Genomic DNA, 25,194 nt, shown 5'->3' on the forward strand with positions numbered 1-25,194 from the left:
GTAGTTGTAGACAACTTGGCCAAGAGGCTTTGATGGCGGAACAGACAAAAATCGCGACAGGTGATCGACGGGCCTGGCTGGGCCTTCTGGCACGTGCGCCGGCCGAGGCGCTGGCTGCCTTGTGGACCGCCTATGGCGCGCGTCCCGAATTCCAGTGGCTGCGCGCGCCCGAGATCGGCGGAGTCATGGTGCGGGGGCGGGCAGGCGGCACGGGTGCGCCCTTCAATCTGGGCGAGATGACGATCACGCGCTGCGCTCTGGTTCTGCCTGACGGAACCGAGGGCCACGGATATGTGCAGGGGCGCGACAAGACCCATGCCGAAACCGCCGCTCTGATCGACGCGCTGATGCAGACCGGGCGCGCGGATGCGGTGCGTGCGAAAATCCTGGAGCCGCTGACCCGCCAGGTCCAGGCGGCCAGAACGGCCCGGGCCGCCAAGGCCGCGGCCACCAAGGTCGAGTTCTTCACGATGGTTCGGGGAGAGGATCAATGACCCCACAGACCCGTTTTTCAGGCGGTTTCACCGATGCGCCGGTTCAGGCGGCCCACGCCTTTCGTGCGGCCATGACCGTGATGGCGCGGCCGGGTGAGTTGCGGCAGCTGGTCGGCGCGACCCCGCCCGACGGCCTGTCGGTCGCCGCGGGAACGCTGCTGCTGACGCTGTGCGACCCGGACACGGGCGTTTATCTGGCGCGCGGAGCCGACAACCCGGCCATTCGCCAATGGCTGACCTTCCACACCGGTGCGCCCCTCGTGCCCGCCGCGCGGGCCGATTTCGCCGTTGGCTGCTGGCAGGACCTTGTGCCGCTGGACCAATACCTGATCGGAACGCCGGAATACCCCGACCGATCCGCCACCCTGATCGTGGAGTGTGGCGCGCTAGACCTTTCCGGTGCCGTATTGCGAGGGCCGGGCATACGCGACACTACGCACCTGGCCGTGCCCGATGTCGCGGCGGTTCAGGCCAATTCAGACCTGTACCCCTTGGGGTGCGATTTCTTCTTCACCTGCGGGGATATGGTTGCGGCCCTGCCGCGCAGCACCCGCATCCAGCCCGAGGGTTAGGCCATGTACGTAGCCGTCAAAGGGGGCGAAAAGGCGATTGAAAACGCCCATGCCTGGCTGGCAGAGGAACGCCGGGGCGATCCCGGCGTGGCCGAATTGTCCTTGGCCCAGATCCGTGAACAGCTCAGCCTTGCGGTGAACCGCGTGATGGCCGAGGGCTCTCTGTACGATCCCGATCTGGCCGCACTGGCGATCAAACAGGCGCGGGGTGATCTAATCGAGGCGATCTTCCTGATCCGCGCCTACCGTACCACCCTGCCGCGGTTTGGTTATTCGACCCCGGTCGATACCGGCAGCATGACCTGCGACCGCCGGATCTCGGCCACGTTCAAGGATGCACCGGGCGGGCAGGTTCTGGGCCCGACCTTCGACTACACGCACCGTCTGCTGGATTTCAAACTGGCCGCCGATGGCGCGGAGCCTGAGGCCCCCACCGCCGTGCCGCGTCACGAGCCGACCCCGCACATCACCGAATTCCTCAAAGACGAAGGTCTGATCCAGGACGAACCCGCCAGCGATGAGCCGCCCGGCGATCTGACGCGCGAACCGATGGAGTTCCCGGCCGACCGCCCCCTGCGCCTGCAAGCGCTGACGCGCGGGGACGAGGGTTTCGTGCTGGGCATGGCCTATTCGACCCAGCGCGGCTATGCCCGCAACCACGCTTTCGTGGGTGAGCTGCGCATCGGCACCGTCGCGGTCGAGATGGATATCCCCGAACTGGGCTTCGCGATCGAGATCGGAGAGATCGCCCTGACCGAATGCGAAACGGTGAACCAGTTCAAGGGATCAAAGACCGAGCCGCCGCAATTTACGCGCGGCTATGGGCTGGTCTTCGGCCAGTCCGAGCGCAAAGCCATTGCCATGGCGCTGGTGGACCGCGCCTTGCGCTGGGAGGAATTGGGCGAAGACGATCTGGGCGCCCCGGCGCAGGATCAGGAATTCGTCCTCAGCCATGCTGACAACATTCAGGCGACCGGCTTTTTGGAGCATATCAAACTGCCGCATTACGTCGATTTCCAGTCCGAATTGGAACTGGTGCGCAAATTGCGCCGCGAAGCCGAAGAACGCCTGGAACCGCGCGAGGCCGCCGAATGACTTCGGTGCCCTTCCTGCATCCTGTCCGCCGGCCGAGATGCCCTGCCAGCCGCAGCCCGGCGTGGCGCGTCCGCGCTGATCGCAGACCATTCGCCTCGCGCGTCCCGCCGCATGGCCCGGCGCCGTCGCTGGGAATGTATCCTGCGCCAGAGAAAGTAGAGCATGACGACCGCGAAGGCCGAGGTAACCAGAAAACCGTCCACAACAACACCAAAAAACGAAAGTGATACATCAAATGAATGAGTATAACTTCGCATATTTGGACGAACAAACCAAGCGGATGATCCGCCGGGCCATTCTCAAGGGCTTGGCCGTTCCGGGTTATCAGGTGCCGTTTGCCAGCCGTGAGATGCCCATGCCTTATGGTTGGGGCACGGGCGGGGTTCAGGTCTCGGCCGCGACGCTGACACCGGACGATGTGTTCAAGGTGATCGATCAGGGAGCAGATGACACGACCAATGCTGTGTCGATCCGCAAGTTCTTTGAGAAGACGGCGGGCGTGGCCACGACCGAAGAGACCGGGAAGGCGACCATCATCCAAACCCGCCACCGTATCCCCGAGGCCAGGCTGCGCGACGATCAGATCCTGGTCTATCAGGTCCCGATCCCCGAACCGCTGCGGTTTTTGGAACCGCGCGAGACGGAGACGCGCAAGATGCACAGCCTGCAGGAATACGGGTTGATGCATGTGAAGCTCTACGAAGACATCAGCCAGCACGGCGCGATTTCCACGGCCTATGCCTATCCGGTCCGGGTGGCCGACCGCTATGTGATGGACCCGTCTCCGATCCCGAAATTCGACAATCCGAAACTGGAAATGGACGCGATCCAGCTGTTCGGGGCCGGGCGCGAGCAGCGCATTTACGCGGTGCCGCCGCATACGCGGGTGGTCAGCCTCGATTTCGAGGACTATCCGTTCGAGGCCAGCAAGGCCGATCACGCCTGCGATCTGTGCGGGGCCGAAGACAGTTACCTGGACGAGGTGATCACGGACGATGCAGGCAACCGGATGTTCGTGTGTTCGGACACCGATTTCTGCCGGTCCCGCCGCGAGGCCGGACACCAAGGCCGATTGGCGCAGGAGGATGCGGCATGACCCCGCTCTTGCAGGTCAAAGGCATCGAGAAGCGCTATGGCGCGCGGATCGGCTGCAGGGATGTCAGTTTCGACCTCTACCCCGGTGAAGTAATGGGGGTCGTCGGCGAAAGCGGGTCGGGCAAGTCGACCCTGCTGAACTGTCTGGCTGGGCATCTTAAGCCGGATGCCGGGCAGGTGATCTTTGATACCCGCGCCGACGGGCCGGTGGACACGGTCACGATGTCGGAACCGGCCCGCCGGATGCTGGGGCGCACCGACTGGGCCTTTGTGCATCAACATGCCCGCGACGGGCTGCGCATGTCGGTCAGCGCCGGCGGCAATATCGGCGAACGGCTGATGGCCGTGGGGAGCCGGAACTATGGCCAGATCCGCGGGCAGGCTTTGGATTGGCTGGGCCGGGTCGAGATAGCGGAAAGCCGCGTGGACGACCGACCCAGCGCGTTTTCGGGCGGCATGCAGCAACGGTTGCAGATCGCGCGCAACCTGGTGACCGGTCCGCGGCTGGTCTTCATGGATGAACCGACCGGTGGGCTGGACGTCTCGGTGCAGGCGCGGCTGCTGGACCTGCTGCGCGGTCTGGTGCGCGAGATGGGGCTGAGCGCCATCATCGTCACCCATGATCTTGCCGTGGTGCGGCTGCTGGCGGATCGCTTGATGGTGATGAAGGATGGCGAGGTGGTCGAGGCGGGGCTGACCGATCAGGTGCTGGACGACCCGCAGCATGCCTATACGCAACTGCTTGTGTCCAGCGTCCTGCAGGTTTGAATGCTACAGAAAAGATGAAATCCGATGATTGAACTGATCGACGTGAGCAAGAGCTTTACCCTGCACAATCAGGGCGGCGCCGTGATCCCGGTGATGGCGGGCGCGTCGCTGCAGGTCGGGGCCGGAGAATGCGTGGCCCTGACCGGGGCCAGCGGGGCCGGGAAGTCCACACTGATGCGGGTGATCTACGGCAACTACCTGGCGGCCTCGGGGCAGGTGCGGGTGGGCGGCCTCGACGTCGCCCGGGCCCAACCGCGCGAGATCCTGCAACTGCGCCGGGAGACCCTGGGCTATGTCAGTCAGTTTCTGCGTGTTGTGCCGCGTGTGCCGACGCTGGAGGTCGTGGCCGAACCGCTTCTGGTTCAGGGGTGCGAGCGGCAGACCGCACTGGACAAGGCAGCGGGCCTCCTTCAGCGCCTGAATATTCCGGAACCGCTTTGGCGCCTCAGTCCCACGACATTTTCGGGCGGTGAACAGCAACGGGTGAATATCGCGCGTGGTTTTGCGCATGACTATCCGGCTCTGTTGCTGGATGAACCCACGGCCAGCCTTGACGCACGAAACCGCGAAACCGTGCTGTCCCTGATCCAAGAAGCAAAGGCCCGCGGCGCGGCGATCATTGGGATATTCCACGACCAAGAGGCCCGTGACCGGGTCTGCAGCCGCGTGGTCGACGTCACGCAGTTTGCGCCGGGGGCGGCGGCATGAAGATGGCCCCGGTCATTGCAGTTGTCGGGCCTTCGGGTGTTGGAAAAGACAGCGTGATCCAAGCACTGCTGGCGCGCGCGTCGAACTTCGAAAGGGTGCGTAGAGTCATCACCCGTCCCCATGGCGAAGGCGGTGAGGATTTTGACCGCGTGTCCGACCGGGCGTTTCAAACAATGGTCCAAGAGGGCAGCTTTGTTCTGTGCTGGGCCGCGCACGGGCTGCACTACGGCATACCCGTTGCGATCACGGACCAACGCCGAAGGGCCGATGCGGTTCTGGTCAACCTCTCAAGGGCTGTGTTGCCCGAGGCGCAGAAGGAATTTCGAGAGCTGATCGTGATATCCCTGACGGCCGAACCAAAGGTTCTGGCACAACGTCTGGCAGTGCGCGGCCGGGAAAGCGCGGCTGATCAAGCCCGGCGTTTGGGGCGCGCCACTGCAGCCCTGCCCGAAGGCCTGAACCACGTGATCGAGGTCGACAATTCCGGGTCACTGGATGCAACCGTTGAAACCATCTTGTCCGGCCTTCAACCCGAAAGGGCGTACCTTTGAAGCATATGGAACCGCCCGTCTTCAGCCTCGCCCACAAGGGCCAGGTCCCCTATGTCAAAAGGGGCTGGCAGCAATGGGACAAGCCGTTGGTTCAGCACGGTTTGCACGTTTGCCAGCATCGGCTTGCTCAGGCGGCTGGACAGGGTGATGTGAAAGCGGAAAGCCTCCAGAACGTATGGGTAGCCCCAGTTCGTCAGATTGGCGTCCTGCTCCATGGTCAGCCCGGCCGCTCGGCGCCGGTTCATCTCGGTTTCCGAGGCCGGGGCACGAAAAGGGTCCAGGTCGCGGACGCAAGCCGCCGCAAGCGCGTTCAGGTCTCGTGTGTCGCCCACGGGCCGCAAAGCAAGAAACCGACCAAGGCGTGCAACTTCGAGCCCGTCCAGCGAAACGGGGGCGAATTTACCGGCCAAACGGGCGCAGGTGTCCTCCAAAGCGGACAGCGACTGATCTTCACGCAAGCGAAATGGCGGCTTCATCGTGGCATGAAGCCCGTATTTGCGCGGCACTTGTGTTACCGAGGCGACGTCCAACCCGTCAATGGCCGGATGGTCGACGGTCCGTCCCGCATCGATGTCCCACCCCAGCCACGCGGTTGCAAACCTGCTCCAGTCGGATTGGGCTGGGGGAACGAAATAGATCGCGTATCGCGCAAAATTCACAATGGCCTCCTGTTGCGTGGCCTCTCCTTACCTCAAACCACGTGAAAATCCGATGACAGATGAACTGACCCTTGCCAATGCGTTGCTTGTTCTGCCGGATGAGACCGTCCGGGGGTGTGTCCGTATCGTTGGCCAGACGATCGCTGACATAGACACCGGCGCGGCTGTTCCGAAAGGCGCGATTGACTGTGGTGGGGACTATGTGTCGCCCGGCCTGGTCGAGTTGCACACCGACAACCTGGAACGCCACATCCAGCCGCGGCCCAAGGTGGACTGGCCCCATGCCGCAGCCATTCTGGCGCATGACGCGGAACTGGCCAGCACCGGGATCACGACGGTTTTTGACGCAATGCGGGTGGGGTCGATCCCCTCCGGTGCCGGACGGTATCTGAAATACGCGCGCGGACTGTCCCGCGAGCTGTGGGAGTTGCGAGAGCAGGACGCACTCAAGATCAGCCACTTTCTGCATCTGCGCGCCGAAGTCTGTTCTGAGACGCTGGTCGAGGAATTGCAGGAATTCGGTCCAGAAGACCGGGTTGGCATCGTTTCGTTGATGGATCACACGCCCGGCCAGCGCCAGTTTAGGGACCTGTCCAAGTTCGAAGCCTATCTCAAAGGCAAGTACGCTATGGATGACGACATGTTCGCACGGCACGTCAACCAGTTGCGGGGGCTGAGGGACCGCAATGGAGACCGCCACGAGCAAGAGGCCGTGGACGCCGCGCGCCGCTTCGGAGCGGTTCTGGCCAGCCACGACGACACGACCGAGGCGCAAGTGGCGATATCCGCTCGTCATGGCATTCGGCTGGCCGAATTCCCAACGACGGTCGACGCCGCACGGGCCTGTCACGCTCATGACATTCAGGTCATGATGGGCGCGCCAAACCTGATCCGGGGCGGGTCACATTCTGGGAATGTGGCAGCACGGGAACTGGCCGACTTGGGGTGTTTGGACATTCTGTCGTCGGACTATGTGCCGTCAGCCTTGCTGTTGTCAGCCGTTACTCTTGGGCGCATCTGGGATGACATGGCGCGTGGCATCGCCACTGTGACACGGGCTCCGGCGCGGGCGGCGGGCCTTGCGGATCGCGGCGCTCTGAAACCGGGGCTGCGGGCAGACCTGATCCGTTTTCGAATGCGGGGCGACGTCCCGGCCCTGACCGCGGTCTGGTCGCGCGGGCAGCGCGTGGCTTGATCAGGCCAAGTAGAACAGATAGCGGTCCGGCGCGATGGAGTCCGGGCCGTTGATCTGCTCGAACCCTTCCAGCGGTTGGCCGGATATCAGCAACCCGCCTGGAACCATGACCGAGCCAATCAGCTTGCTGAGCCTCGCCGCTTCGGCCACGTCTTCGTGTTTGATCCCGCGACCGAAATCATAATGCGCCAATGCGATCCGCGGGCCATCTTCGGCCAGCTTCTTCAGCATCGGTTCAGCCTCGCCCTGCAGAAAATCTTCGGCCGGAGGGGTGCTGTCCGGGTGACATTGCAGAACCCGGTCCATGACCCAGATGCGCCGGTCGGGCAGGATCTCGCGCAGGTGGTCATAGGTGCGGCCGTTGCCCAAACCCATGTCCAGAACATCGCCTTTCAGCCCTTTGATCCGCGCCGCAGCCCAGTTCAGCCCGTCGCGCTGGGCGGTCAGGCGTCGCAGCATGGAATCCAGTCGGCTCATCAATGTCTCCTCGGGTAATCAGTGTGGTCCTGCGGACCAGACGCGTGTGGGGCCCGCCATGAGACAATCCAGAAGCGCCTCGGTAAAGTCCCAGATCTGTTGATCATGGACAAGATGATGGGTCAACACGCCAAAAGGTTCGGTTGGGTCGGCACGCCCCTCGCGGCGATCCTGCAGCATCGAGACGGTTTTGGCGATCAACGCATTCGGATCGGCCAACCCTCGCGTACCGCGCCAGTCGATCGGATCCAGATGGGTATTGACCTGAGTCAGGCCTGGGGCTGCTTCTACGTGCGTTCTGGGCGTGGCCGTGGACAGGAACTGATAGCCGATCTCCGCAAGCTCTGCCGTCACTTCGGGCGCGATGCGGTTCCAAGGGGGGACGAACATCGGGCACAGACGATCACCGAAGGACTCCTGCAAACGCAGGAAGCCATGGTGTGCATCAGACACAATCGAGGCGAGCGGACGATGCAGGCGGAACTCGGACTTCTTTTCGCCTTCAGGCGCGTGGTTCTGGTGCGCCCAGCCGTGAACCACCGGAACCAAGCTGGTCTGGTTGGCAACCTGGTCGACCAGATCCTGACTGGCATCGCGTGGAATGATGGCCAGATGAACCGGCAGCCCGGTTCGGGATGACAGGCCCACCAAACGGTCCAATTGCCGGCTGGGCGCGATCGCGTCATCGTCCCGCCACCACAGTGGAAGCGTAAGCCCAGCCTCTCGCCACACCTGCAATTCGGATCGCAGCGGTGTCCAATCGGTCGTCATTGCCGAGTCTCCCAGAGCGAGGTGGCAATCTCTACCGACTTGCGGGCACCGTCAAACCCGCCATCCAAGGGTTCGCGCGAGCCTTGATGCAGGACGCGGTCGACTGCTTGGGCCAATGCCTCTCCGGTCAGCTTCGCGCTGTTCAGCACGTCGACGGCAGGCAAGCGGGCCAGGCTTTTTGCCCTCAGGGTCTGTTCCACTTCCTTGCCATCGTCAAATGGGATCAGAACGGCCGGGGTCGCGCATTGCAGCAAGTCCATGGCGGTGTTGTACCCGCACATGCTGACCGAGGCTGCGGCCAGCGGCAGCATTTGTCTGAAATCCGGACGTACGGGCTCCAGAATGACATTTTCGCCATTTGTCATGTGCCTCAGTTCGGCAATCCGGTCTTCGGCATCCTGACCGCCGACCAGCAGGCGCCAGCGCCTGTTGGGCATCTTTTGGGCGGCCTCGATGGCCGCGCGAAAGATCGGTTGTCCGACCGATCCGCCGCCAGCGCTGACCAGAACTTCATTCGCTCCTTCCCCTTGCTCATGAGGGCCCGGCGCAGGCGGGGCAACAAAGCCCGTATAGAACAGGCGTTCGGCCAAGTTTTCTGTAACCGGCCAGCTGGTATCCAGCGGTGTGATTTCGGGGTCGGAATGAACCAGTACGCCGTCATAGAAACGCTCAATGATTTCTTCGGTCCGCGCAGCTTTGGCGGGTTTCGACGGCGGCGCGAGGATGTCCCGGACCGAACTCAGAACAACCGGACTGGACGGCAGTGACCGCGCAGTGGACAACAGGGCCAGAAACTCGTCGGCCAGGCTTCGGCGCCCGAAGGGATAGAGTTCCGTTATCAGGACATCGGGGTTTACCCGTCGAACAGCCTCGGTCAGGGCAATAGCGCGGGAGTTCAGATAGGCCGCGTCTGCAATATCTCCGTCGGCCGTCAGCAACCGCGTGAAATCGGTACCATCCGAACGCAGCGGTGGTAGCGCCAGCAGGGAAACTCCATCCGTGTTCAGTTGAGGTGCAGTCATCCCGCCGGATGCGACGGTCACGTCGTGCCCGGCATCTGCAAAAGCCCGACCGAAGGTCAATGCGCGGCTGAGATGTCCGGTCCCCAGCAGATGGGTGACGACGATCATGGACCTCATGACCCGGCCTCGCGCGAGATAAGCCGGACGGGCTCTGCCTCCGGTCGCATTTGCTCCAAATCGACCACGTAGAGACGATTGCGTTTGATGCGGAACGGCGCGGGGCCCTGGAACTCCCACCCCCAGGCAATGGCTAGGATGACCCGCATGATTCCGATATGGCAGACAGCTACGTTGTCACCGGTCAGGCTGGACAGCCATGGCATGAGACGGCGGCGAATGTCGGCCGGGCTTTCGCCGTTGGGGGGACGAAATTCCCAGCTCCAATCTTCGATATGCCGGTATCCTGTGTTGGCATCTGCAATCAGGTCTTCTCCGCGTTGGCCTTCCCAGTCGCCCCAATTCATCTCGACCAAAGCGGCCGAGGTTGCGGGTTCGCGCCCGGCGACCAGCCGCGCAGTTTCGCTGGCGCGGGTCAGGGGGCTGGACCATAGTTCGGCCCGGTCCCAAGGAGTTGGCAAGCGATATCGGGCCAGTTCGGCCTTTGCCTGATCATCGAGGCTGATGTCGCTGCGCCCCTGAATGCGCCCTGCGCGGTTCCAGGCGGTATGACCGTGGCGCAGAAGGGCCAGACGTGTCATGACATCTCCTCTACCAGCGAAGAAACTCCCGACCAGAACGTCCGCGTTGCGGTTGGCATCAAATGACGGCCGGCCACGTAGTCGCGCGCTTTTTGACCTTCGCCCCGACGCAGTTCGGGATCGGACAGCAGCCGGTCAATTCGCTCGGCCAGCGCGGCGGCGCCGTAATCAGGGGCAGGATGATTGGCAGGCGCCAGTACGTCGCGCACTCCCGGGCGATCCTGGGCGACAACGGGGACGCCCGCGGACTGCGCCTCGAGATAGGTCATCCCGTAGGCTTCGTTGACGCCCGGCCATACCAACAGAGCAGCATCGGAGTAGATCGTTTCAAGGTCATCGCGGCTGAGCAGGCCCAGAAACCGGACGCTTGTGCCGAAGGGGGCCATCAAAGCCTCGACATCCGGGCGGGCTGGTCCGTCGCCGGCGATGTTCAGCGTCCAATCCCCATTCAGCAATGCCAGCGTATCGGCCAGAATGCGGAAAGACTCCAACTTGTCCCCGTAACGCATCATTCCCACCGTCAGCATCGGCCCCGTGCATCTAGAGGGTCGAGGCAGGTCCGATCGGGGCAGGAAGGGTGGGAGTTCAATCAATGACTGATCACCGAACCGCTCGCGTTCCAGTGTGATCAAGTCATTTGCTGTGTGATAGAAGATCACCTGCGCGGCGTCGCAGGCATCGTGCGCAGCTTGGGCAAAGCCGGCCCAGGGCCCGGAAAGGCGCGACATGGCGCGGGTGCTCTCAAGCTGAACATAGGGTATTCCCCGCGCGCGGCAGACCGCGGGCCCCAAAAGGTCCGGAGCTTTGTAGTAGTTGTGATAGGTCACCCAGAGGCCTGTATCTGCAGGCAGTTCTGTGCTCAGTCGGGTGGCCTCGGCCGCGGCTTCGCGGTAGAGACGGTTCTGAAGGTCCGGGTCTCCGGTCTTGTCATAGATGCGCAGCCGCGAGACCAGATCAACACGATGCCCACCGGCCCCGATTGCAGCCATCAGGTTGCGAGCCATTTCGCGGTCGCCGGATGGTACCGGGCTGTCTGGGGCTTTCATCGGCGCATAGAAGGCGACCCGAACCATCAGGCACCCTCCGCGCACAAGGCTTTCAGGCGGCGGGACAGGCGTGCAATGCCGGGGTCCATGCGAAAATTGGCAAGCAAGCGGTCATAAGCCGCATCGGCCATGATTGCCGCTTTCTGCGGGTCGGCGGCCAAGGTGGAAATAGCGTCTGCAAGCGCCTTGGGTTCGTCATCGGACAAGATGCCGTGCACGTTGTTGCGGATGAATTCGGGAATGGCCGAGACCGGAGTGGACAGGATCGGCAGTTTTTGCGACGCGGCTTCCATCAAGACATTGGGCAGGCCGTCCCGGTCCCCGTCCGCGGCGATGCGGCTGGGCAGCACGAACAGATCCGCCTCGCGCATGGCCGCAATGACCTCGGGTTGATCGCAGGCGCCTTTCCAGGTGATGCGATCCTGCAGGCGCAGGTTTTCCGCCAGGCCGCGCAGGTTGTCCGACAAGGTGCCGCCGCCAATGTGGGTCCAGTGCCAGTCGATCTTTGGGGGGAGCATGGCCAAGGCGTGGATCAAGCGATCAAAGCCTTTCTTTTCCACCAGTCGTCCGACGGACACCATATGGAACCGGTCATCGAAGGATCGCAGCTTTCGTGCGGGCGGCTCAGGAAATCGCGTCAGGTCCAGCCCGTGATAGATCAGATCGACACGGGCGGGGTCATCGGCCAGATCGCGCAAGTGCCGCGCGCCGATCTCGGTACAGGTTGCGCCGAATGCCGCTCCAAAGGTGTCGGCATGAAGTTTTTCACGCTTTTCCCACTCGGGCGACGTCCAGATATCCTTGGCGTGAGCCGAAAAGCTCCACGGCAGGCCGCGCATGATTGCAGCATAGCGGGCAACCGAGGACGGGGTATGCAGGAAGTGGGCATACAGCGCGCGTGTACCGCCGGGCAATTCCGCGGCCAGAACGCAAGCTTGTCCAAAGCGGCGGATCCGGTTGTGCGTGGGATCGCGACGCAGATCCTGTCGCCACACCCGGTAGGCCTGTGCATAACCCGGAAGCGCCTGTGCGGTTCGTCTCGCCGCCCATACGCGTTTGGGTTCCTGGTACAGGTATTCGGGAAGATAATGCACCCGCCCCTGAAACCGGTCGTGCAGGGGGTGGCGTTTGGTGTCGGTCGGGTGGCGCAATGACCAGATGTCAAAGGCGTGGCCGGCATCCTGCAAAGCAACCAGTTCCTGAGCGATGAACGTCTCGGACAGGCGCGGCCAACCTTTGACCAACACCGCCAGTCTCGGCTCTGCGTCTGTCATCCGGTCGCTCGTTCCTGTTCCACGCTCAGCAGGGCCTCGACCCGATCAGAGACATAGTCCAAGCCATCCAGCAAACCAGCCCGGATCGCCTGCGAGGGAAGGGGCTGCTGCGGCAGGTTGCGAATGGCCGTGATCATCGCATCGGCCGTCAACCCATCGCGGGTCTCGTCCAGCATCCGCACAAGGCCCAATTCCTCGGCGCGCGAGGCGCGGATCCACTGTTCCAGCCGCGGGGTGGTTCGCGGGACGATCACCGCGCGTTTGTCAAAGGACAGCACCTCGCAGAACGTGTTGTATCCGCCCATGCAGACCACACCCGCCGCGCCGGCGAACAGGGTTTCGATCTGGGATTCGAACCCGACCGCCGTCACACGACCGTTCAGGGCCGCCACGCGGGCCTCGAATTCTTCGCGCAACTCACCGGACAGGAAAGGGCCATAGACAAGCAGGGCTCGGGGGGACAGATCAGGGTCTTTTTCATACGCGGACAGGACAAGGTTGACCATTGCCTTCCCGTCGCCACCGCCTCCGGGCGTGATAAGGATATAGGGCTGCTCGGGAGGTTCGCCGACAGGGCCGAGATCGCGGCGCAGATAGCCGGTCCAGTGAATCCGCGCCTGCGCCGACGGGCTGAGCGGCAATCCTTCTGTCGGGTCATAAACCGACCGCAGGCCGTAGACCCAGATTTCGTGATAGTATTTCTCGGTCGCGGCGACTGCGTCCTTTCGGGCCCATTCCGCCGCCAGAACCTCGGGCTCGTCCAGAACGTCGCGAAGACCCAGCACCAGTTTGGCGCGCCCGGATTGATGCAGCTGTTCCAGGGTGGGCAGCAGTTCGCCTCGGAATCCGGTCGGCTCCTTGTCGACGACGACGACGTCCGGATCGAATTGGCGCATGGTGGTCTGGATCAGTCCCGAACGCAGCTCGGTGACCTCGTCAATCCCCATTCCGATCGTGCGCGCGGCATACGAACCATCGGCCCGCTTGGTCACGCCCGGCAGGCGTACATGGTCCACGCGCCGCGGAAAAGTGAAGCGCCCGGCAACGGGCGAGCCCGTCAGGATCAGGGCCGAGGCACGCGGGTTCACCCGCGTCATTGCCGCAGCCAGCGCTCGGGAGCGTCTGAGATGACCCAGTCCGAACGTATCGTGACTGTAGAACATTATGCGCGGAGCGCGACCGGTCTGTTTGTCGTCGATGCCTAGGCTCATGCCCTCGCTCGTATCTTTGTTACGGTGCAGTTTCCGCGCGTTTCGCACCAGTTATCTTATATTTTTTGACGCCGCCTGCCAAAGGGTCTGTGTCAAAGCCGCAAATGCGTCAATCATTGCGATTTGGCAACAGCCATTGCGCAAGTCACCAATAACGCGAAGCCTGCAACATTCCCCGAAGTTGGCAAAGCCCGGATTTGCCGGATGCTGCCTGCTCTTATAGGAATTCCATAGGGTTGGAAACATCCTGCCTTTGGGCTTGCGCCAAAAACACGGTCCTACACGATGTCGGGAAGCAGCGAGTGGATCGTTTGATCAAGGCCGGTGCGTTCTATAGGCTGTCGTGCAGCAAGAGATCAGGATGCAAGACCTTATGAAACCGAACTTTCTTGTCCGTGTACTGTTCCTGACGTGGACAATCGCTCTGGCCTTCGCGACCGGTGCGGCGGCGCAGACCTCGCTGATCCCGGGGTATCCCGGGGCGTCCGGTGAAACAGAGGCCCCGCAGGACAACGATGTCGCGGCCGCGATCCGCGCCGCGACCGAGGCGGGCGCCAGCGTGATCGTCATTGACAGCGCCGGGCAGGTGGTATCCTCGGTCGGGCAGGCTGGTGGCCAGCCCGAGGACGTCGCTCATGATCCGATGGCGGAAAGTTCGCAGTTGATGAAGGCGCAGGAGCGCTTTGCCAAGTTCAGCGAAGCCGTGCGATCCCGCCTTGAGGCGTTGCCCTATTCGATCTTCGAGGTGCGCTACATCCTCGAGCAAACCAGTCCTGATGGCCGGATTTTCACCTATGTCGAGGTGCTGGGATGGAACATACTGTTCCTGATGGTTGGCCGATGGCTGTCGATCGAGCTGTACGGCAAGCGCTTTGCCCGACGGTGGGTCGTCGCCCGGATCAAGGAAAACCCGCAGGGGTATCGGGAAAAGATGCCGTTCCTTGTGTTCCGCTTTCTGATGGGTATCGGGGCCACGGTGTTTGCAATGCTGATGGCTCTGATCGTTGGGTATCTGTTTTTTGGCGAGGCCGAAGATATCTCGATCCAGTTCACCGTCACGGCGATTTTCACGACGTTTTTCCTGTCACGTACGGTTTCCGACCTGTGGCGGATGGTGCTGTCGCCGTATCTCAGCCAGTACAGGCTGCCGCCATTCTCGGACCGTGACGCCAAGCGGCTGTATATCTGGGCATCGGCGCTGGCGACCTATGACATTACCGCTGTTCTGTTTTCCACCTGGGTGGCGGATTTCGGGCTGAACTACAACGTCTACGCGATGGTTTATGGCGGGCTGACCCTGATCGGGATGGTCGGGAACATCCTGATGATCCTGTTCAATGCCCGGGCCATTTCGAACGCCATCCGAGGCGGCCGCCAGCCAGACCAGGTGTCCTGGTTGCTGCGGTTCGTATCATTTGGCTGGGCCCCGGCCCTGATCGTCTATCTGGTCTTCAGTTGGTTCAAGCTGGCGGTGGATCTGGTGCTCGAGACCGAGGACTCGCTGCCGATCGTCGCAAGCAGCTACATGATCTTCATGTCGGTCGTCATCGCATATGGCGCCATGAACTATCTGCTCGAGCGGTACTTCGATCGCAACCGGCAGATCGAGGCTCTGAATGCCGAGATCGATACCGATGAAGATACAATGCGGACCTCGGAGACGCCCGAGGCGGAGAAACGCAAGCACACATTGGTGACCTACGAAGATCTTGCGCGGCGTGTCGCGGGCATCCTGGCCTTTGTCGTCGGCATCTACGCACTGGTCGTCATCTGGAATCCCGAAGCCAGCTGGAGCGAGGATTTGCCCATTGGCAGGGCGCTGGATGTGATGGTGATCCTGTTCATCGGCTACATCCTGTTCCACTTCTTCCGGATCTGGATCGACACCAAAATCGCTGAAGAAACCGATGATGGAGCCGCCGAAGCCGAGTTGGGTGACGAGGGCGGAGAGGGCGGTCAAAGCCGCCTTGCCACGCTGCTGCCTCTGTTCCGGGGCGCCATACTGGCCGTGGTGGTAGTGACCATCGTGCTGATCGTTCTGATGGAACTGGGCATAAATGTCAGCCCGCTGTTTGCAGGCGCCGGCGTTGTCGGTCTGGCCGTGGGCTTTGGCTCGCAAACCCTGGTGCGGGACATTTTCTCGGGCGCGTTCTTCCTGCTGGATGACGCGTTCCGCAAGGGAGAATACATCGACATCGGAGATGTCAAAGGCACGGTCGAAAAAATCTCGGTCCGGTCTTTCCAGCTGCGCCACCATTTGGGGGCCCTGAACACGATCCCGTTTGGTGAAATCAAGGTTCTGACCAACTACTCGCGCGACTGGGTGATCATGAAACTGCCTCTGCGCGTGACCTATGACACGGACGTCGAGAAGGTCCGCAAGCTGATCAAGAAGCTGGGGCAGGAGTTGCTGGAGGACCCGGTGATCGGGGACAACTTCATCCAGCCGCTCAAGTCACAGGGCGTCATCGAGATGCAGGATTCCGCGATGATCATCCGGGTGAAGTTCATGACCAAGCCGGGCGACCAGTGGCTGGTGCGCAAGAAGGTGTACCAAGAAATCCGCGAGTTGTTCGCGCGCGAAGGCATCAAGTTTGCACACCGCGAAGTCACGGTACGACTGGCCGATGGCAAGGACCCCGAAGACCTGTCTCCGAAACAACGCGAGGCGGTCACCGGCGCGGTGCAAGCCGCGATTGACGAGGATTATCTGGACGATATCGGCCCCGGTGGAGACGACCGCTAGGGCGCTCCCGCCCCTTTGACCTGCGGCGCAGGTGTGCCGCCGTTCCAAGCGTTGGGCAGGGCCGCGCGGCGGTCGGGCCTTTGTTCAGGTGGTTTGCCACGTTGGATCGGACGTGCCGAGCCGGGATGCCGGGATCGGCCAGTGCATCCGTGCCTCACCGACGCTCAGCGCGGGTTTCAGCCGTTTGCCGGGGCCCCAGCCGGACTCTTCTGATCGGGATGCGTAGTCCCCGGGTTCGGCAGCGGTGATCGGGTCGCCTGTCCCGGATTTCGCGAGGCTGGCCAGTAACTCGGCAGTACGGGCAAGCGACAGGCGCCCATCCATGATCGAATGCCCCGAAGCCGCTTCTGTCAGGGCCGACAGGACAGCGGCGGCCATCAAATAGCCGGTGGCATGGTCAAGTGCCTGAACAGGCAACGGTGTGGGCTTGTCCGCTCCGGCCCAAACGCGGCCGGCGTCAGCGATTCCTGCGCTCATCTGGACGAGGCTGTCAAATCCGCGACGGGTGGCCCAGGGTCCCTGCCAACCATAGGCATCCAGCGTAACTTCGACCCGGTTTGGAGCGACCATATCGCGCACCTCTTTGGTCAGGCCCAGGGCATCCAGCGCACCGGGGCGGTAGCCGTGGACAAAGACATCCGCTTGCGCCAGCAGCTCTTGCAGCTTTTCCAGGCCGGCGGGTGTCTTGAGGTCCAGATACGCGCAGCGCTTGCCGAGCGAGATATCGGGGATCACGCCCGGCTCATCCCAACCCGGTGGGTCGATGCGCAGTACGTCAGCTCCGAACCCGGCCAGCGTGCGGGTGGAAACCGGGCCGGCCAGCACGCGTGTTATGTCGAGAACCCGAAGCCCGGCCAAAGGCCGATCCGCGCGTGCCTGTGGCCTGTCGCGCAGGGTGATCCGGCGTGGACCGTGCCAGCCGATCAACGGATCCCGCGTCACGGCGCGGCCTTGCGGGTGGTCCAGCCACTCGGCCCGGCTGCGCATGGCGGCGGCAACACCACCCTGCGCCACGATATCCGTTTCAAGGTTCGAGACCGACCAGCTCTTGATGGCCTGCGTCACCGCCGCACGATCCCCCTCGGTCGCCAAAACCTTGAGAGCCGCTTTCCTATGGTGGGGGAGGTTGGTGTGCAACCTGATCCAGCCATCGGCCCCCCGATAGTCGCCCGCGATCGGATCCCAGAGGCTTGGCATATCCCAGCCTTCGGGCTTGAACGAATACCCGAACCACAGTGACGCGAGGCGGTGATCGACCATTGCCTTGGGCGGGAGCGAGACAAGACTGGTGGCCTGCATGAACCGTCCAAGCTCGTGGCCCACGGCTGCAAAGCTGGCTGTTGCCAGCTCGGACACGGCAAAGGCGCTGGGAAGCGAACCGGAACCGGCGACCCGATAGGCCTCGGACGGTGGAAGCGAAGCCAGCAGGCTCATTGCTGATAGGGGTCCAGACTGTCGCGCAGCCCGTCACCCAGGAAATTGAAGGCTAGCACCACCACGATGATCGGTAGCATCGGGATGGCCGTCCACGGATAGATCTCGATCGAGGCGAGGTTTTGCGCGTCGTTCAGCATCACGCCCCAGCTGACCGCCGGTGCCCGCAGGCCGAGGCCAAGGAAGCTGAGCGCCGTTTCCCCCAGAATCATGGCGGGGATCGACAGCGTGGCCGAGGCAATCAGGTGAGACATGAAGTTCGGCAACAGGTGCTTGCGGATTACCCGGCCTGAACTGGCGCCCATCATCTCGGCGGCGCGCACATATTCTTCTTCGCGCAGCGACAGGAATTTGGCGCGCACGGATCGGGCCAGCCCTGGCCAGTCGAGGATGCCGAGGATGATCGAGATGATGAAGAACACGGCAACCGGCGACCAGTTCGACGGAACCGCGGCCGATAGTGCCAGCCACAGGGGGAGTTCGGGCAAAGACCGCAGGATTTCGATCACGCGGTTGATGACCCAGTCGATCCGCCCGCCGAAGTAGCCGGCCATAGACCCGAACAGGATGCCAAGGAAGAATGAGACCGAAATGCCGATCAGGCCCACGGTCAGCGAAAGCTGTGCGCCGTATAGAATGCGGCTGAAGATATCGCGGCCCAGCCGGTCCGAACCCCAGAGGAACAGTGTCGTGCCTTCCGGGGCGCAGAACAGATGCGTATTTGACCGGATGAGCCCGGCCAGCTTGTACTCGGATGCCTCGCAGAAGAACCGCACGGGTCGCGGATCCTCGGTGTCAGGGACGAATTTCCATTGGAACGTCTCGAGGTCGGCCTCGGCCACGATCGGGTAGACGAACGGCCCAATGAACTCGCCCTGGTGGAACCAGTTCACCGATTGGGGCGGTGCGTAGAGATGTTCTCCATTTCGTTCGTTCGGGCCATAAGGCGCGATGAACCCTGCAAACGGGAGCATCAGATAGCACAGCAGCAGAAAAATGCCCGATATCAGACCCAGCCGGTGTGTCTTGAACTTGCGCCAGACCAGAACCCAATTCGGGGCGTCCAGATCCCTGCGCTCCAATTGCTGCAAAGATGCTTCGGGATCAAACGGGGCGTCGTCGACAAAGCGACCGTCGGGAAGTTTGCTCATGCTTCGCGCCCCTCGTACCGGATACGCGGGTCAAGCATGACCAGCAGAATGTCGGAGATCATGGTGCCGATCAGCGTCAGCAGCGCCACGAACATCAGAATGAAGGCTGACAGGAACTGGTCCTGTGTCTTAAGCGCCGTCAGCAGCGTGGGGCCGATGGTCTGCAAACCCAGCACCACCGAAACCAGAACCGATCCCGACACCATCGAGGGCAGCAGGTTGCCGATGTCGGCCACGAAGGGGTTGAAGGCGACGCGCAGCGGGTATTTGGTCAGCATCCGCGACGGCGACATGCCCTTGGCGATAGCGGTTTCAACATAAGGCTTGCCCAATTCGTCCAGCATGTTGGCGCGCAGGCGCTGCATCATAGCCGAGGCGCCCGAGGTGCCGATCACGAATGTGGGCACGATCAGATGAACCAGGATGGATTTCATTTTGTCCCAGCTCATGGGTTGCCCCTCATACACCGGGTCCATCAATCCGCCGATGGGCAAATCGAGGTAGCGGTGCCCGTAATAAAACAGGATGAGCGCCAGCAGAAAGTTGGGCGTCGCCAATCCCAGATAGCCCACGAAGGCGGTCGTATAGTCGACCCAGGTCCGCGATTTGGCCGCCGCCATAACGCCCAGAGGCAAGGCCACGGCATAGACGAACAGGATCGCGGCAAGGTTCACGACCACGGTCAGCCACAGCGTGTCTCCGACGATGTCGGCAACCGGACGATCGAATTCGAAGGACCAGCCGTAGTTGCCCTGCAGCAACCCCTCAAACCCATGAGGGCCGGGAAAGAAGCCGACCCAGATCAGGTATTGTTCCCACATCGGGCGGTCCAGAGCGTATTCCTTTCGCAGGAATTCCGCCTTGGCCACACCGGCCGACTGCCCCGAAGCTTGCAGTTCGGCAATCTGGTTGCTGAGGTAATCTCCCGGCGGCAGGTTGATGATCACGAAGATCAGCATCGATACCACCAACAGGGTCAGCAGCATCGTGAAAAAGCGATACACCGCGTAGCGGAGCATGATCATCTATCCGCTCCTGTCAGTCGGCGAGAAAGAATTCGTCTGGGCGGTGCACTCCGAAATGCGCGCCGGGTTCCCACGCCCACATGGCCTGTTCGGGCACATTGCGCAGACGGTTTGAAACCACGATCGGCTGGGGCGCCCCGTTCAGAATTCCGATGCCATAGATCTGGTCGGCGTGTATCTTCAACATCTCCTCCCAGACCGCCCGGCGTTCATCCTCGGTTTTTGCAAGTTCCCAGATGTGGTTCAACTCCAGCAAGCGCTGGGCTTCGGGCAGGTCGGGCGGCTCGCCGGCTTCGCCGCCGGTTTGATAGTGCTGCCCCCATTTTGGCCAGGCCAGAAACACCTGGTCGGTCGGGGCCAGGTAAACCGGTGAGGTATGCAGCTGCGGGATGCCATCATCCCAGCCATACCAGACCGAAGCCATCGTATTGCCGGCGAATACGCGGTTGCGCAGGATGTCGCGGTCAAGCGGACGCATGACCAGTTTCACCCCGATTTCCCGCCAGGTATCAGTCACGATCTGCAGCGCGTTCTCGACCTCTTGGCGTTCCCCGGCCGTCTCGATCACCAGCTCCATGGGGCGGCCGTCCGGCAACACGCGTATGCCGTTCTTGTCGCGCTGCGTCAGCCCGACCTCGTCCAGCAGGGCGTTGGCCTGTGCGACGTCGTATTGCGCCCAGGCCTGCGCATTCTCTTCACTGTAGAAGGGCGAGGCAGGCAGAACGGACATGGCGGCCGGATGCGCCAATTTGAAGTACAGCGCTTGGTTGATGGTCTGCCGGTCGATGGCCAGCGAAAGAGCGCGACGGACACGGACATCGCGCAGCACATTGCGCCAGACCTCGTCTTCGAAATTCAGGTTGGGGTAGATCGCGATCTGTGACGCGACACCGGTTTTCCAGAGTAGCGTCTTATAATTTCCGTTGGCTTCGCCCTTTTTCAGGATCGACGCATCCCGAAAATCAAGCCCACGGCCCTGCAGGTCGGTCTCACCGGCATTGGCCTTGGCCGCCACCAGGCCGGGAGCAACGATCTCCATCTCGACCACGTCGATGTATGGCAGTTGCAAACCCTTCGAGTCGATGCGGTGGTAATATGGGTTGCGGACGAAATTGTGCCGGATCTTCTTGCCCGAGCTTGCGTTCAGCCAAGGCTGCAGAGTGGGCAGTTCGTGATTGTCGTACTTGTAGAGGTTGTCCAACTTGTTGTGCAGGGCAGCCCAGCTTTTGACACGTGCGTCACTGACCTCGAAGTCCAGTTTTTCCTTGTCGGCATATTTCTCGTGATAACGCTTCAGAAACGCAGCAGGGCGGTAGATGAATGGCGGTCGCGCCTGCGCCAATGAGGCCAGAAAGTTCGGGTTCGGGTCGTCCCATTCGTAGATCACCGTCGTTTCGTCCGGGAACGTGACAGTGGGGAGCTTGCCCTCAACCCTCAGGAAATCAGGGGGACCGGACGGGCTGAGAAGCTCGTTGTTGGCCACGTCTTCCCACCAGTATCGGAAGTCTTCCGAGGTGAACGGTGTCCCGTCCGACCATTTGTGTCCCTTGCGCAGGTGCAGGGTGTACTTGCGGTTTTCTTCGTTGTCGTAAGACGCCAGCAGATCGGGGACCAGATTGTACTGGGCATCGAAGCCCACTAGTCGGGCGTAGCCATAGACCACCATCTGCCGGATATCCTTGGACCGGGTGACCATCGTGCGCAGGGTTCCGCCCTGTTTGCCGAATTCGCGCCCTTTCGAAGACAGGTCGACGATCAGCGGTTCCTGCGGGATGCGATCTTGCACCGGGGGCAGGTTTCCGATGTCCACCTCGGCTTTCCAGAACGTGCTTTCCTGCAGGTCGGGAAGGGTGTCGGCCCAGGCGGGCAGCGCCGCGCCCAGCGTCAGCGCGGCGGCCAGAAACTTGAATCGAGTGGTCTTAAACATGGCAACGTACCTTATGGCCGGGCTCCATTTCCACGAGTGAAGGTATCATGGTGTCAGAGAATCTAAAGGCGTCATCCCAACTGTCCGGAGACCCGGCGCCAAGGGCGACCAGCTTCAGATCGATGGGACGATTGATATCGGGTTCGGGTTGTGCGGCAATCAGAGCCTTGGTGTAGGGGTGGCGCGGGTTGTAGAACAACGTCTCGGGTGGAGCCTGTTCGACGACCAGCCCCTGGCGCATGACCGCGACCTCGTCCGCGATACGGGCGACCACGGCCAGATCGTGAGAAATGAAAAGATAGGACAGGTTCAGACTGTCCTGCAGTCTTTCCAGAAGGGTCAGGATTTGCTCTTGGACCGAAACGTCCAAAGCCGATGTCGGCTCGTCGCAGACGATCAGGGACGGATCCAGCATCATCGCACGGGCGATTGACAGGCGTTGGCGTTGACCGCCGGAGAAAGCGTGGGGGTAGCGCTTGAGCATCCCGGCGTTCAATCCCACGCGTTCGAGCATCTCAGCGGCCTTGTCGCGGCGCTCGGCCGTCGTACCGATATTGTGGATCTCCAGCGGTTCGGTCATCGCATCCTGAATGCGCATGCGCGGGCTCAGAGAACTGTAGGGATCCTGAAACACCATCTGAGCCTTGCGCTGAAACGCCGTGCGCTCCTCGCGGGTCATCTGGTGGACGCATATCGGGTCCTCGCCCGGCGCGGCGCGAAAAAGCACTTCGCCGCCCGGGTCTGGCAACTCGGCCCCCAGCGCGATCCGGGCCGCGGTGGTCTTGCCCGATCCGCTTTCGCCGACTACGGCCAACGTCTTGCCGCGGGCCAGTTTCAGGTCGACGCCCCGGCAGGCATAAATCAGCTTGTCCGCTTTCCAACCGCGCGACGACCGCATCGTGTAGGTCTTGCACACATCCTTCATGTCGAGGATCAGATCCTCGTCCGGCATCGGAATTCCCACGGCTTCTTTGTCCGGGATTTCGGGGGCCGCATCAAACAGCTGGCGGGTATAGGGATGGGCCGGAGCATTCAGGATCAGCTCGGCTGAACCCGCCTCCATCACCCGGCCTTTGTGCATGACGACGACCTGTTCGGCCATATTGGCGACCACGCCCAGGTCATGCGTCACCAAAACCAGCGCCATACCAGTTTCTTTCTGCAGATCCTTGATAAGGCCCAGCACCTGGGCCTGGGTCGTCACATCCAGCGCAGTTGTCGGTTCGTCGGCAATCAGCAATTCCGGTTTGGACACCATCGCCATCGCGATCATCGCGCGTTGACGCATCCCGCCCGAAAGTTCGAACGGATACGAGTCATAGGCACGCGCTGGATCGGGAAAGCCCACGCGTTCGAACTGCGACAGCACTTCCTTGCGGGCCTCAGACTCGGAGGCGCCCCGATGCAGCCACAGAACTTCGCTGACCTGATTGCCGATCTTGTGCAACGGAGACAGAGACCGCATAGGTTCTTGAAAGATCATCGAAATTCGATTGCCGCGGATGCCACGCATCTCACGTTCGGAAATTTCGGACAGCGCGACGCTGCCCTTGGAGGTGTTCAGCTGCATTACGCCACTGCGGATCTGGGCCGTTCTGGGCAGAATGCGCAGCACCGCCCGGCAAGAGATCGTCTTGCCCGACCCGGATTCCCCGACCAATGCCAGCGTTTGCCCGGCCTCGACATCGAAATTCACATCTCTGACGACGGGCTCCCCGGCGCCGAAACCGATGCTCAGGTCTCGGACAGACAACAAGGCCGTCATGCGGGCTTTCCACCCGTGTGGCCACCACGTGACATTGGTTTTGAACTCCCTGGTTTTTTTGTCGCAGTTTCGCGCGCTTGGGGGCGACTAGTCAAATACCTTCTTGGGCTGAAATGTCGCGGAAACGTAACGAACAGTGCATTGTGCCTACACAAAGTCTTGAGTTTTTGTCATCAAAGCCGCGATTGGCCGCGATTGGTGGTCGTTAAGGTATCAGGGAGATATTTCGCAATGTCCGACGCGCAAAGCCGACTGGATCTGTTCATTGATCGCATGGTCTCGCAGCGGGCATGTCTGGATTTCGCGATTGCCGACACGGCCGATTTGGCCGGTCCGGTGTTCGAACTGGGTCTGGGAAACGGGCGCACTTATCATCACATGATGAACCGGGTCCGCAACCGACCCGTCTATGTGTTCGAACGCGCTGTGGCCTCGCACCCCGATTCCACTCCGCCCGAAGATCGTCTGATCCTGGGCGACGTGCGCGAGACGCTGCCCGCCGCGCTGGATCGGTTCGGCGCGACCGCCAGCCTGATCCATGCCGATCTGGGCGGCCACAACCGCGAAAAGAACGATGCCTTCGCCCGCTTTGTGTCACCCCTGATCGAACCGCTGCTGGCCGAGGGCGGGCTGATGGTCTCGAGCGACCGGATGTATTTCGAGACGCTCACGGAGCAGACCCTTCCCGCTGATGCGGTTCCGGGTCGCTGCTATATCTACCGGCGCTGAGCGGCGTTCCGCAGGGTCACTTTGCGCGGGGACTCGATCCCGGCACGGCAGGCGGTCTAACCTTCGCGTGACGTTCACGCAAAGGACCGCCCATGCTGTTTTACGATTGCTCGACCGCCCCGAACCCGCGCCGTGCCCGGATGTTCATCGCCGAAAAGGGGCTGCAGATCGAAACCCGCGACATCTCGATCGCCAAGGGCGAGCAAATGAGCGAGGCGTTCCGAAAGGTGAACCCCCGCGCCACCATTCCGGTTCTGGTTACCGACGAGGGGACCGTTCTGACCGAGAACCTCGGCATCGCTGCCTATCTCGAGGCGCGCTTCCCTGAGCCTCCGTTGATGGGGCGGACACCGGACGAGAAAGGGCTGGTGCTGATGTGGAACGCGATCGTCGAGCAACAGGGCGGGGCGCCCATCGCAGACGCGCTGCGCAACACGCATCCGGCCTTCAAGGACCGCGCCATCCCCGGACCGCAGAACCACGCGCAGATCCCGGAACTGGCCGAACGCGGCCTCGCGCGCGTCGGAGCGTTCTTCGACCTGCTCGAAGAACGTCTGCAAGACAGCGCCTTCATCGCGGGCGAGGCGTTCTCGCTGGCCGATATCTCGACCTTCGTGTTCGTGGATTTCGCCCGTGTCATCAAGATGCGCATCCCCGAGGGCAACACGGCAACCCGGGCCTGGTTCGACAGCGTGCAGGCGCGACCCAGCGCCAGCGCCTGACAGCACTGTACAGAAATGTCTAGACAGAAGTGAACAGTACCCCTAGCGTCCTTTGGGAA

At 62.1% G+C, this 25,194-nt stretch carries 24 protein-coding genes; 11 read left to right on the forward strand and 13 right to left on the reverse strand.

What is annotated here, in order from left to right; genetic code table 11:
* The first annotated feature begins 32 nt into the window (after positions 1–32).
* The 7 genes from phnG (at position 33) to phnN (ending at position 5,283) form a co-directional block, all read left to right on the forward strand.
* Entirely contained in the window at positions 33–494 is a 462-nt protein-coding gene (phnG, locus tag ACR3EK_RS02545; protein WP_170369792.1) for a phosphonate C-P lyase system protein PhnG, read from the forward strand.
* Positions 491–1,066 carry a phosphonate C-P lyase system protein PhnH gene (phnH, locus tag ACR3EK_RS02550; RefSeq protein WP_480632601.1) on the forward strand — a complete coding sequence of 192 codons (576 nt, stop codon included), beginning with the start codon at positions 491–493 and terminating at the stop codon, positions 1,064–1,066. The genes phnG and phnH overlap by 4 nt, the downstream gene beginning before the upstream one ends.
* A gap of 3 nt (positions 1,067–1,069) precedes the next feature.
* The gene (locus ACR3EK_RS02555; protein WP_480632602.1) at positions 1,070–2,161 is read left to right on the forward strand and encodes a carbon-phosphorus lyase complex subunit; all 1,092 of its coding nucleotides are present in this window, start codon (positions 1,070–1,072) and stop codon (positions 2,159–2,161) included.
* A 235-nt stretch (positions 2,162–2,396) separates the two neighbouring features.
* The gene (locus ACR3EK_RS02560; protein ID WP_174819621.1) at positions 2,397–3,257 is read left to right on the forward strand and encodes an alpha-D-ribose 1-methylphosphonate 5-phosphate C-P-lyase PhnJ; all 861 of its coding nucleotides are present in this window, start codon (positions 2,397–2,399) and stop codon (positions 3,255–3,257) included.
* Positions 3,254–4,024, forward strand: a complete 771-nt coding sequence (phnK, locus tag ACR3EK_RS02565; protein ID WP_480632603.1) for a phosphonate C-P lyase system protein PhnK — start codon at positions 3,254–3,256, stop codon at positions 4,022–4,024. Before ACR3EK_RS02560 ends, phnK begins: the two co-directional genes overlap by 4 nt.
* Positions 4,025–4,048: 24 nt before the next feature.
* The gene (gene phnL / locus ACR3EK_RS02570; protein WP_170339802.1) at positions 4,049–4,732 is read left to right on the forward strand and encodes a phosphonate C-P lyase system protein PhnL; all 684 of its coding nucleotides are present in this window, start codon (positions 4,049–4,051) and stop codon (positions 4,730–4,732) included.
* Positions 4,729–5,283: a phosphonate metabolism protein/1,5-bisphosphokinase (PRPP-forming) PhnN gene (phnN, locus tag ACR3EK_RS02575; RefSeq protein WP_170434292.1), complete on the forward strand. Its 555-nt coding sequence runs from the start codon at positions 4,729–4,731 to the stop codon at positions 5,281–5,283. The genes phnL and phnN overlap by 4 nt, the downstream gene beginning before the upstream one ends.
* On the opposite strand, the gene ACR3EK_RS02580 is transcribed toward phnN, so the two are convergent.
* Positions 5,259–5,942, reverse strand: a complete 684-nt coding sequence (locus ACR3EK_RS02580; RefSeq protein ID WP_480632604.1) for a DUF1045 domain-containing protein — start codon at positions 5,940–5,942, stop codon at positions 5,259–5,261. The two genes, phnN and ACR3EK_RS02580, sit on opposite strands and share 25 nt — an antisense overlap.
* 52 nt (positions 5,943–5,994) lie before the next feature.
* On the opposite strand from ACR3EK_RS02580, the gene ACR3EK_RS02585 reads away from it, so the two are divergent.
* Positions 5,995–7,137 carry an alpha-D-ribose 1-methylphosphonate 5-triphosphate diphosphatase gene (locus ACR3EK_RS02585; RefSeq protein ID WP_170436292.1) on the forward strand — a complete coding sequence of 381 codons (1,143 nt, stop codon included), beginning with the start codon at positions 5,995–5,997 and terminating at the stop codon, positions 7,135–7,137.
* On the opposite strand, the gene ACR3EK_RS02590 is transcribed toward ACR3EK_RS02585, so the two are convergent.
* Genes ACR3EK_RS02590 through ACR3EK_RS02620 form a run of 7 tightly spaced genes read right to left on the reverse strand, consistent with a single transcriptional unit; the run spans position 7,138 to position 13,636 of the window.
* Positions 7,138–7,614: a class I SAM-dependent methyltransferase gene (locus ACR3EK_RS02590; RefSeq protein ID WP_093964551.1), complete on the reverse strand. Its 477-nt coding sequence runs from the start codon at positions 7,612–7,614 to the stop codon at positions 7,138–7,140. It lies immediately after the preceding gene.
* An 18-nt stretch (positions 7,615–7,632) separates the two neighbouring features.
* Positions 7,633–8,385: a polysaccharide deacetylase family protein gene (locus tag ACR3EK_RS02595; RefSeq protein WP_480632605.1), complete on the reverse strand. Its 753-nt coding sequence runs from the start codon at positions 8,383–8,385 to the stop codon at positions 7,633–7,635.
* Positions 8,382–9,524: a glycosyltransferase family protein gene (locus tag ACR3EK_RS02600; RefSeq protein WP_480632606.1), complete on the reverse strand. Its 1,143-nt coding sequence runs from the start codon at positions 9,522–9,524 to the stop codon at positions 8,382–8,384. Before ACR3EK_RS02600 ends, ACR3EK_RS02595 begins: the two co-directional genes overlap by 4 nt.
* On the reverse strand, positions 9,521–10,105 hold the full coding sequence (locus ACR3EK_RS02605; protein WP_480632607.1) for a histidine phosphatase family protein: 585 nt from the start codon (positions 10,103–10,105) through the stop codon (positions 9,521–9,523). The genes ACR3EK_RS02600 and ACR3EK_RS02605 overlap by 4 nt, the downstream gene beginning before the upstream one ends.
* Positions 10,102–11,178: a glycosyltransferase family 4 protein gene (locus ACR3EK_RS02610; RefSeq protein ID WP_480632608.1), complete on the reverse strand. Its 1,077-nt coding sequence runs from the start codon at positions 11,176–11,178 to the stop codon at positions 10,102–10,104. The genes ACR3EK_RS02605 and ACR3EK_RS02610 overlap by 4 nt, the downstream gene beginning before the upstream one ends.
* Positions 11,178–12,425, reverse strand: a complete 1,248-nt coding sequence (locus ACR3EK_RS02615; RefSeq protein WP_480632609.1) for a glycosyltransferase family 4 protein — start codon at positions 12,423–12,425, stop codon at positions 11,178–11,180. The genes ACR3EK_RS02610 and ACR3EK_RS02615 overlap by 1 nt, the downstream gene beginning before the upstream one ends.
* Complete coding sequence (locus tag ACR3EK_RS02620; protein WP_480632610.1) at positions 12,422–13,636, reverse strand: glycosyltransferase family protein; 1,215 nt, start codon at positions 13,634–13,636, stop codon at positions 12,422–12,424. Before ACR3EK_RS02620 ends, ACR3EK_RS02615 begins: the two co-directional genes overlap by 4 nt.
* Before the next feature lie 373 nt (positions 13,637–14,009).
* Here ACR3EK_RS02620 and ACR3EK_RS02625 point away from each other — a divergent pair, with 373 nt between their 5' ends.
* On the forward strand, positions 14,010–16,382 hold the full coding sequence (locus ACR3EK_RS02625) for a mechanosensitive ion channel domain-containing protein (RefSeq protein ID WP_480633999.1): 2,373 nt from the start codon (positions 14,010–14,012) through the stop codon (positions 16,380–16,382).
* A gap of 84 nt (positions 16,383–16,466) precedes the next feature.
* On the opposite strand, the gene ACR3EK_RS02630 is transcribed toward ACR3EK_RS02625, so the two are convergent.
* The 5 genes from ACR3EK_RS02630 to ACR3EK_RS02650 are packed head-to-tail and all read right to left on the reverse strand — an operon-like array spanning position 16,467 to position 23,684.
* Positions 16,467–17,816, reverse strand: a complete 1,350-nt coding sequence (locus tag ACR3EK_RS02630) for a CoA transferase (RefSeq protein WP_480632611.1) — start codon at positions 17,814–17,816, stop codon at positions 16,467–16,469.
* Positions 17,813–18,967, reverse strand: a complete 1,155-nt coding sequence (locus ACR3EK_RS02635; protein WP_170365297.1) for an ABC transporter permease — start codon at positions 18,965–18,967, stop codon at positions 17,813–17,815. Before ACR3EK_RS02635 ends, ACR3EK_RS02630 begins: the two co-directional genes overlap by 4 nt.
* Positions 18,964–19,992 carry an ABC transporter permease gene (locus ACR3EK_RS02640; RefSeq protein ID WP_170364965.1) on the reverse strand — a complete coding sequence of 343 codons (1,029 nt, stop codon included), beginning with the start codon at positions 19,990–19,992 and terminating at the stop codon, positions 18,964–18,966. The genes ACR3EK_RS02635 and ACR3EK_RS02640 overlap by 4 nt, the downstream gene beginning before the upstream one ends.
* A gap of 13 nt (positions 19,993–20,005) precedes the next feature.
* Positions 20,006–21,919 carry an ABC transporter substrate-binding protein gene (locus ACR3EK_RS02645; protein ID WP_480632612.1) on the reverse strand — a complete coding sequence of 638 codons (1,914 nt, stop codon included), beginning with the start codon at positions 21,917–21,919 and terminating at the stop codon, positions 20,006–20,008.
* Entirely contained in the window at positions 21,912–23,684 is a 1,773-nt protein-coding gene (locus tag ACR3EK_RS02650; RefSeq protein ID WP_480632613.1) for an ABC transporter ATP-binding protein, read from the reverse strand. Before ACR3EK_RS02650 ends, ACR3EK_RS02645 begins: the two co-directional genes overlap by 8 nt.
* 231 nt (positions 23,685–23,915) lie before the next feature.
* Between ACR3EK_RS02650 and ACR3EK_RS02655 the strand changes: the two genes are divergently transcribed.
* Together ACR3EK_RS02655 and ACR3EK_RS02660 are read left to right on the forward strand one after the other, a co-directional pair.
* Positions 23,916–24,413: a class I SAM-dependent methyltransferase gene (locus ACR3EK_RS02655; RefSeq protein WP_480632614.1), complete on the forward strand. Its 498-nt coding sequence runs from the start codon at positions 23,916–23,918 to the stop codon at positions 24,411–24,413.
* A 92-nt stretch (positions 24,414–24,505) separates the two neighbouring features.
* Complete coding sequence (locus tag ACR3EK_RS02660) at positions 24,506–25,135, forward strand: glutathione S-transferase family protein (protein ID WP_170357059.1); 630 nt, start codon at positions 24,506–24,508, stop codon at positions 25,133–25,135.
* The last annotated feature ends 59 nt before the right edge of the window (positions 25,136–25,194 follow it).

This window comes from Ruegeria sp. BC8 (assembly GCF_056535705.1).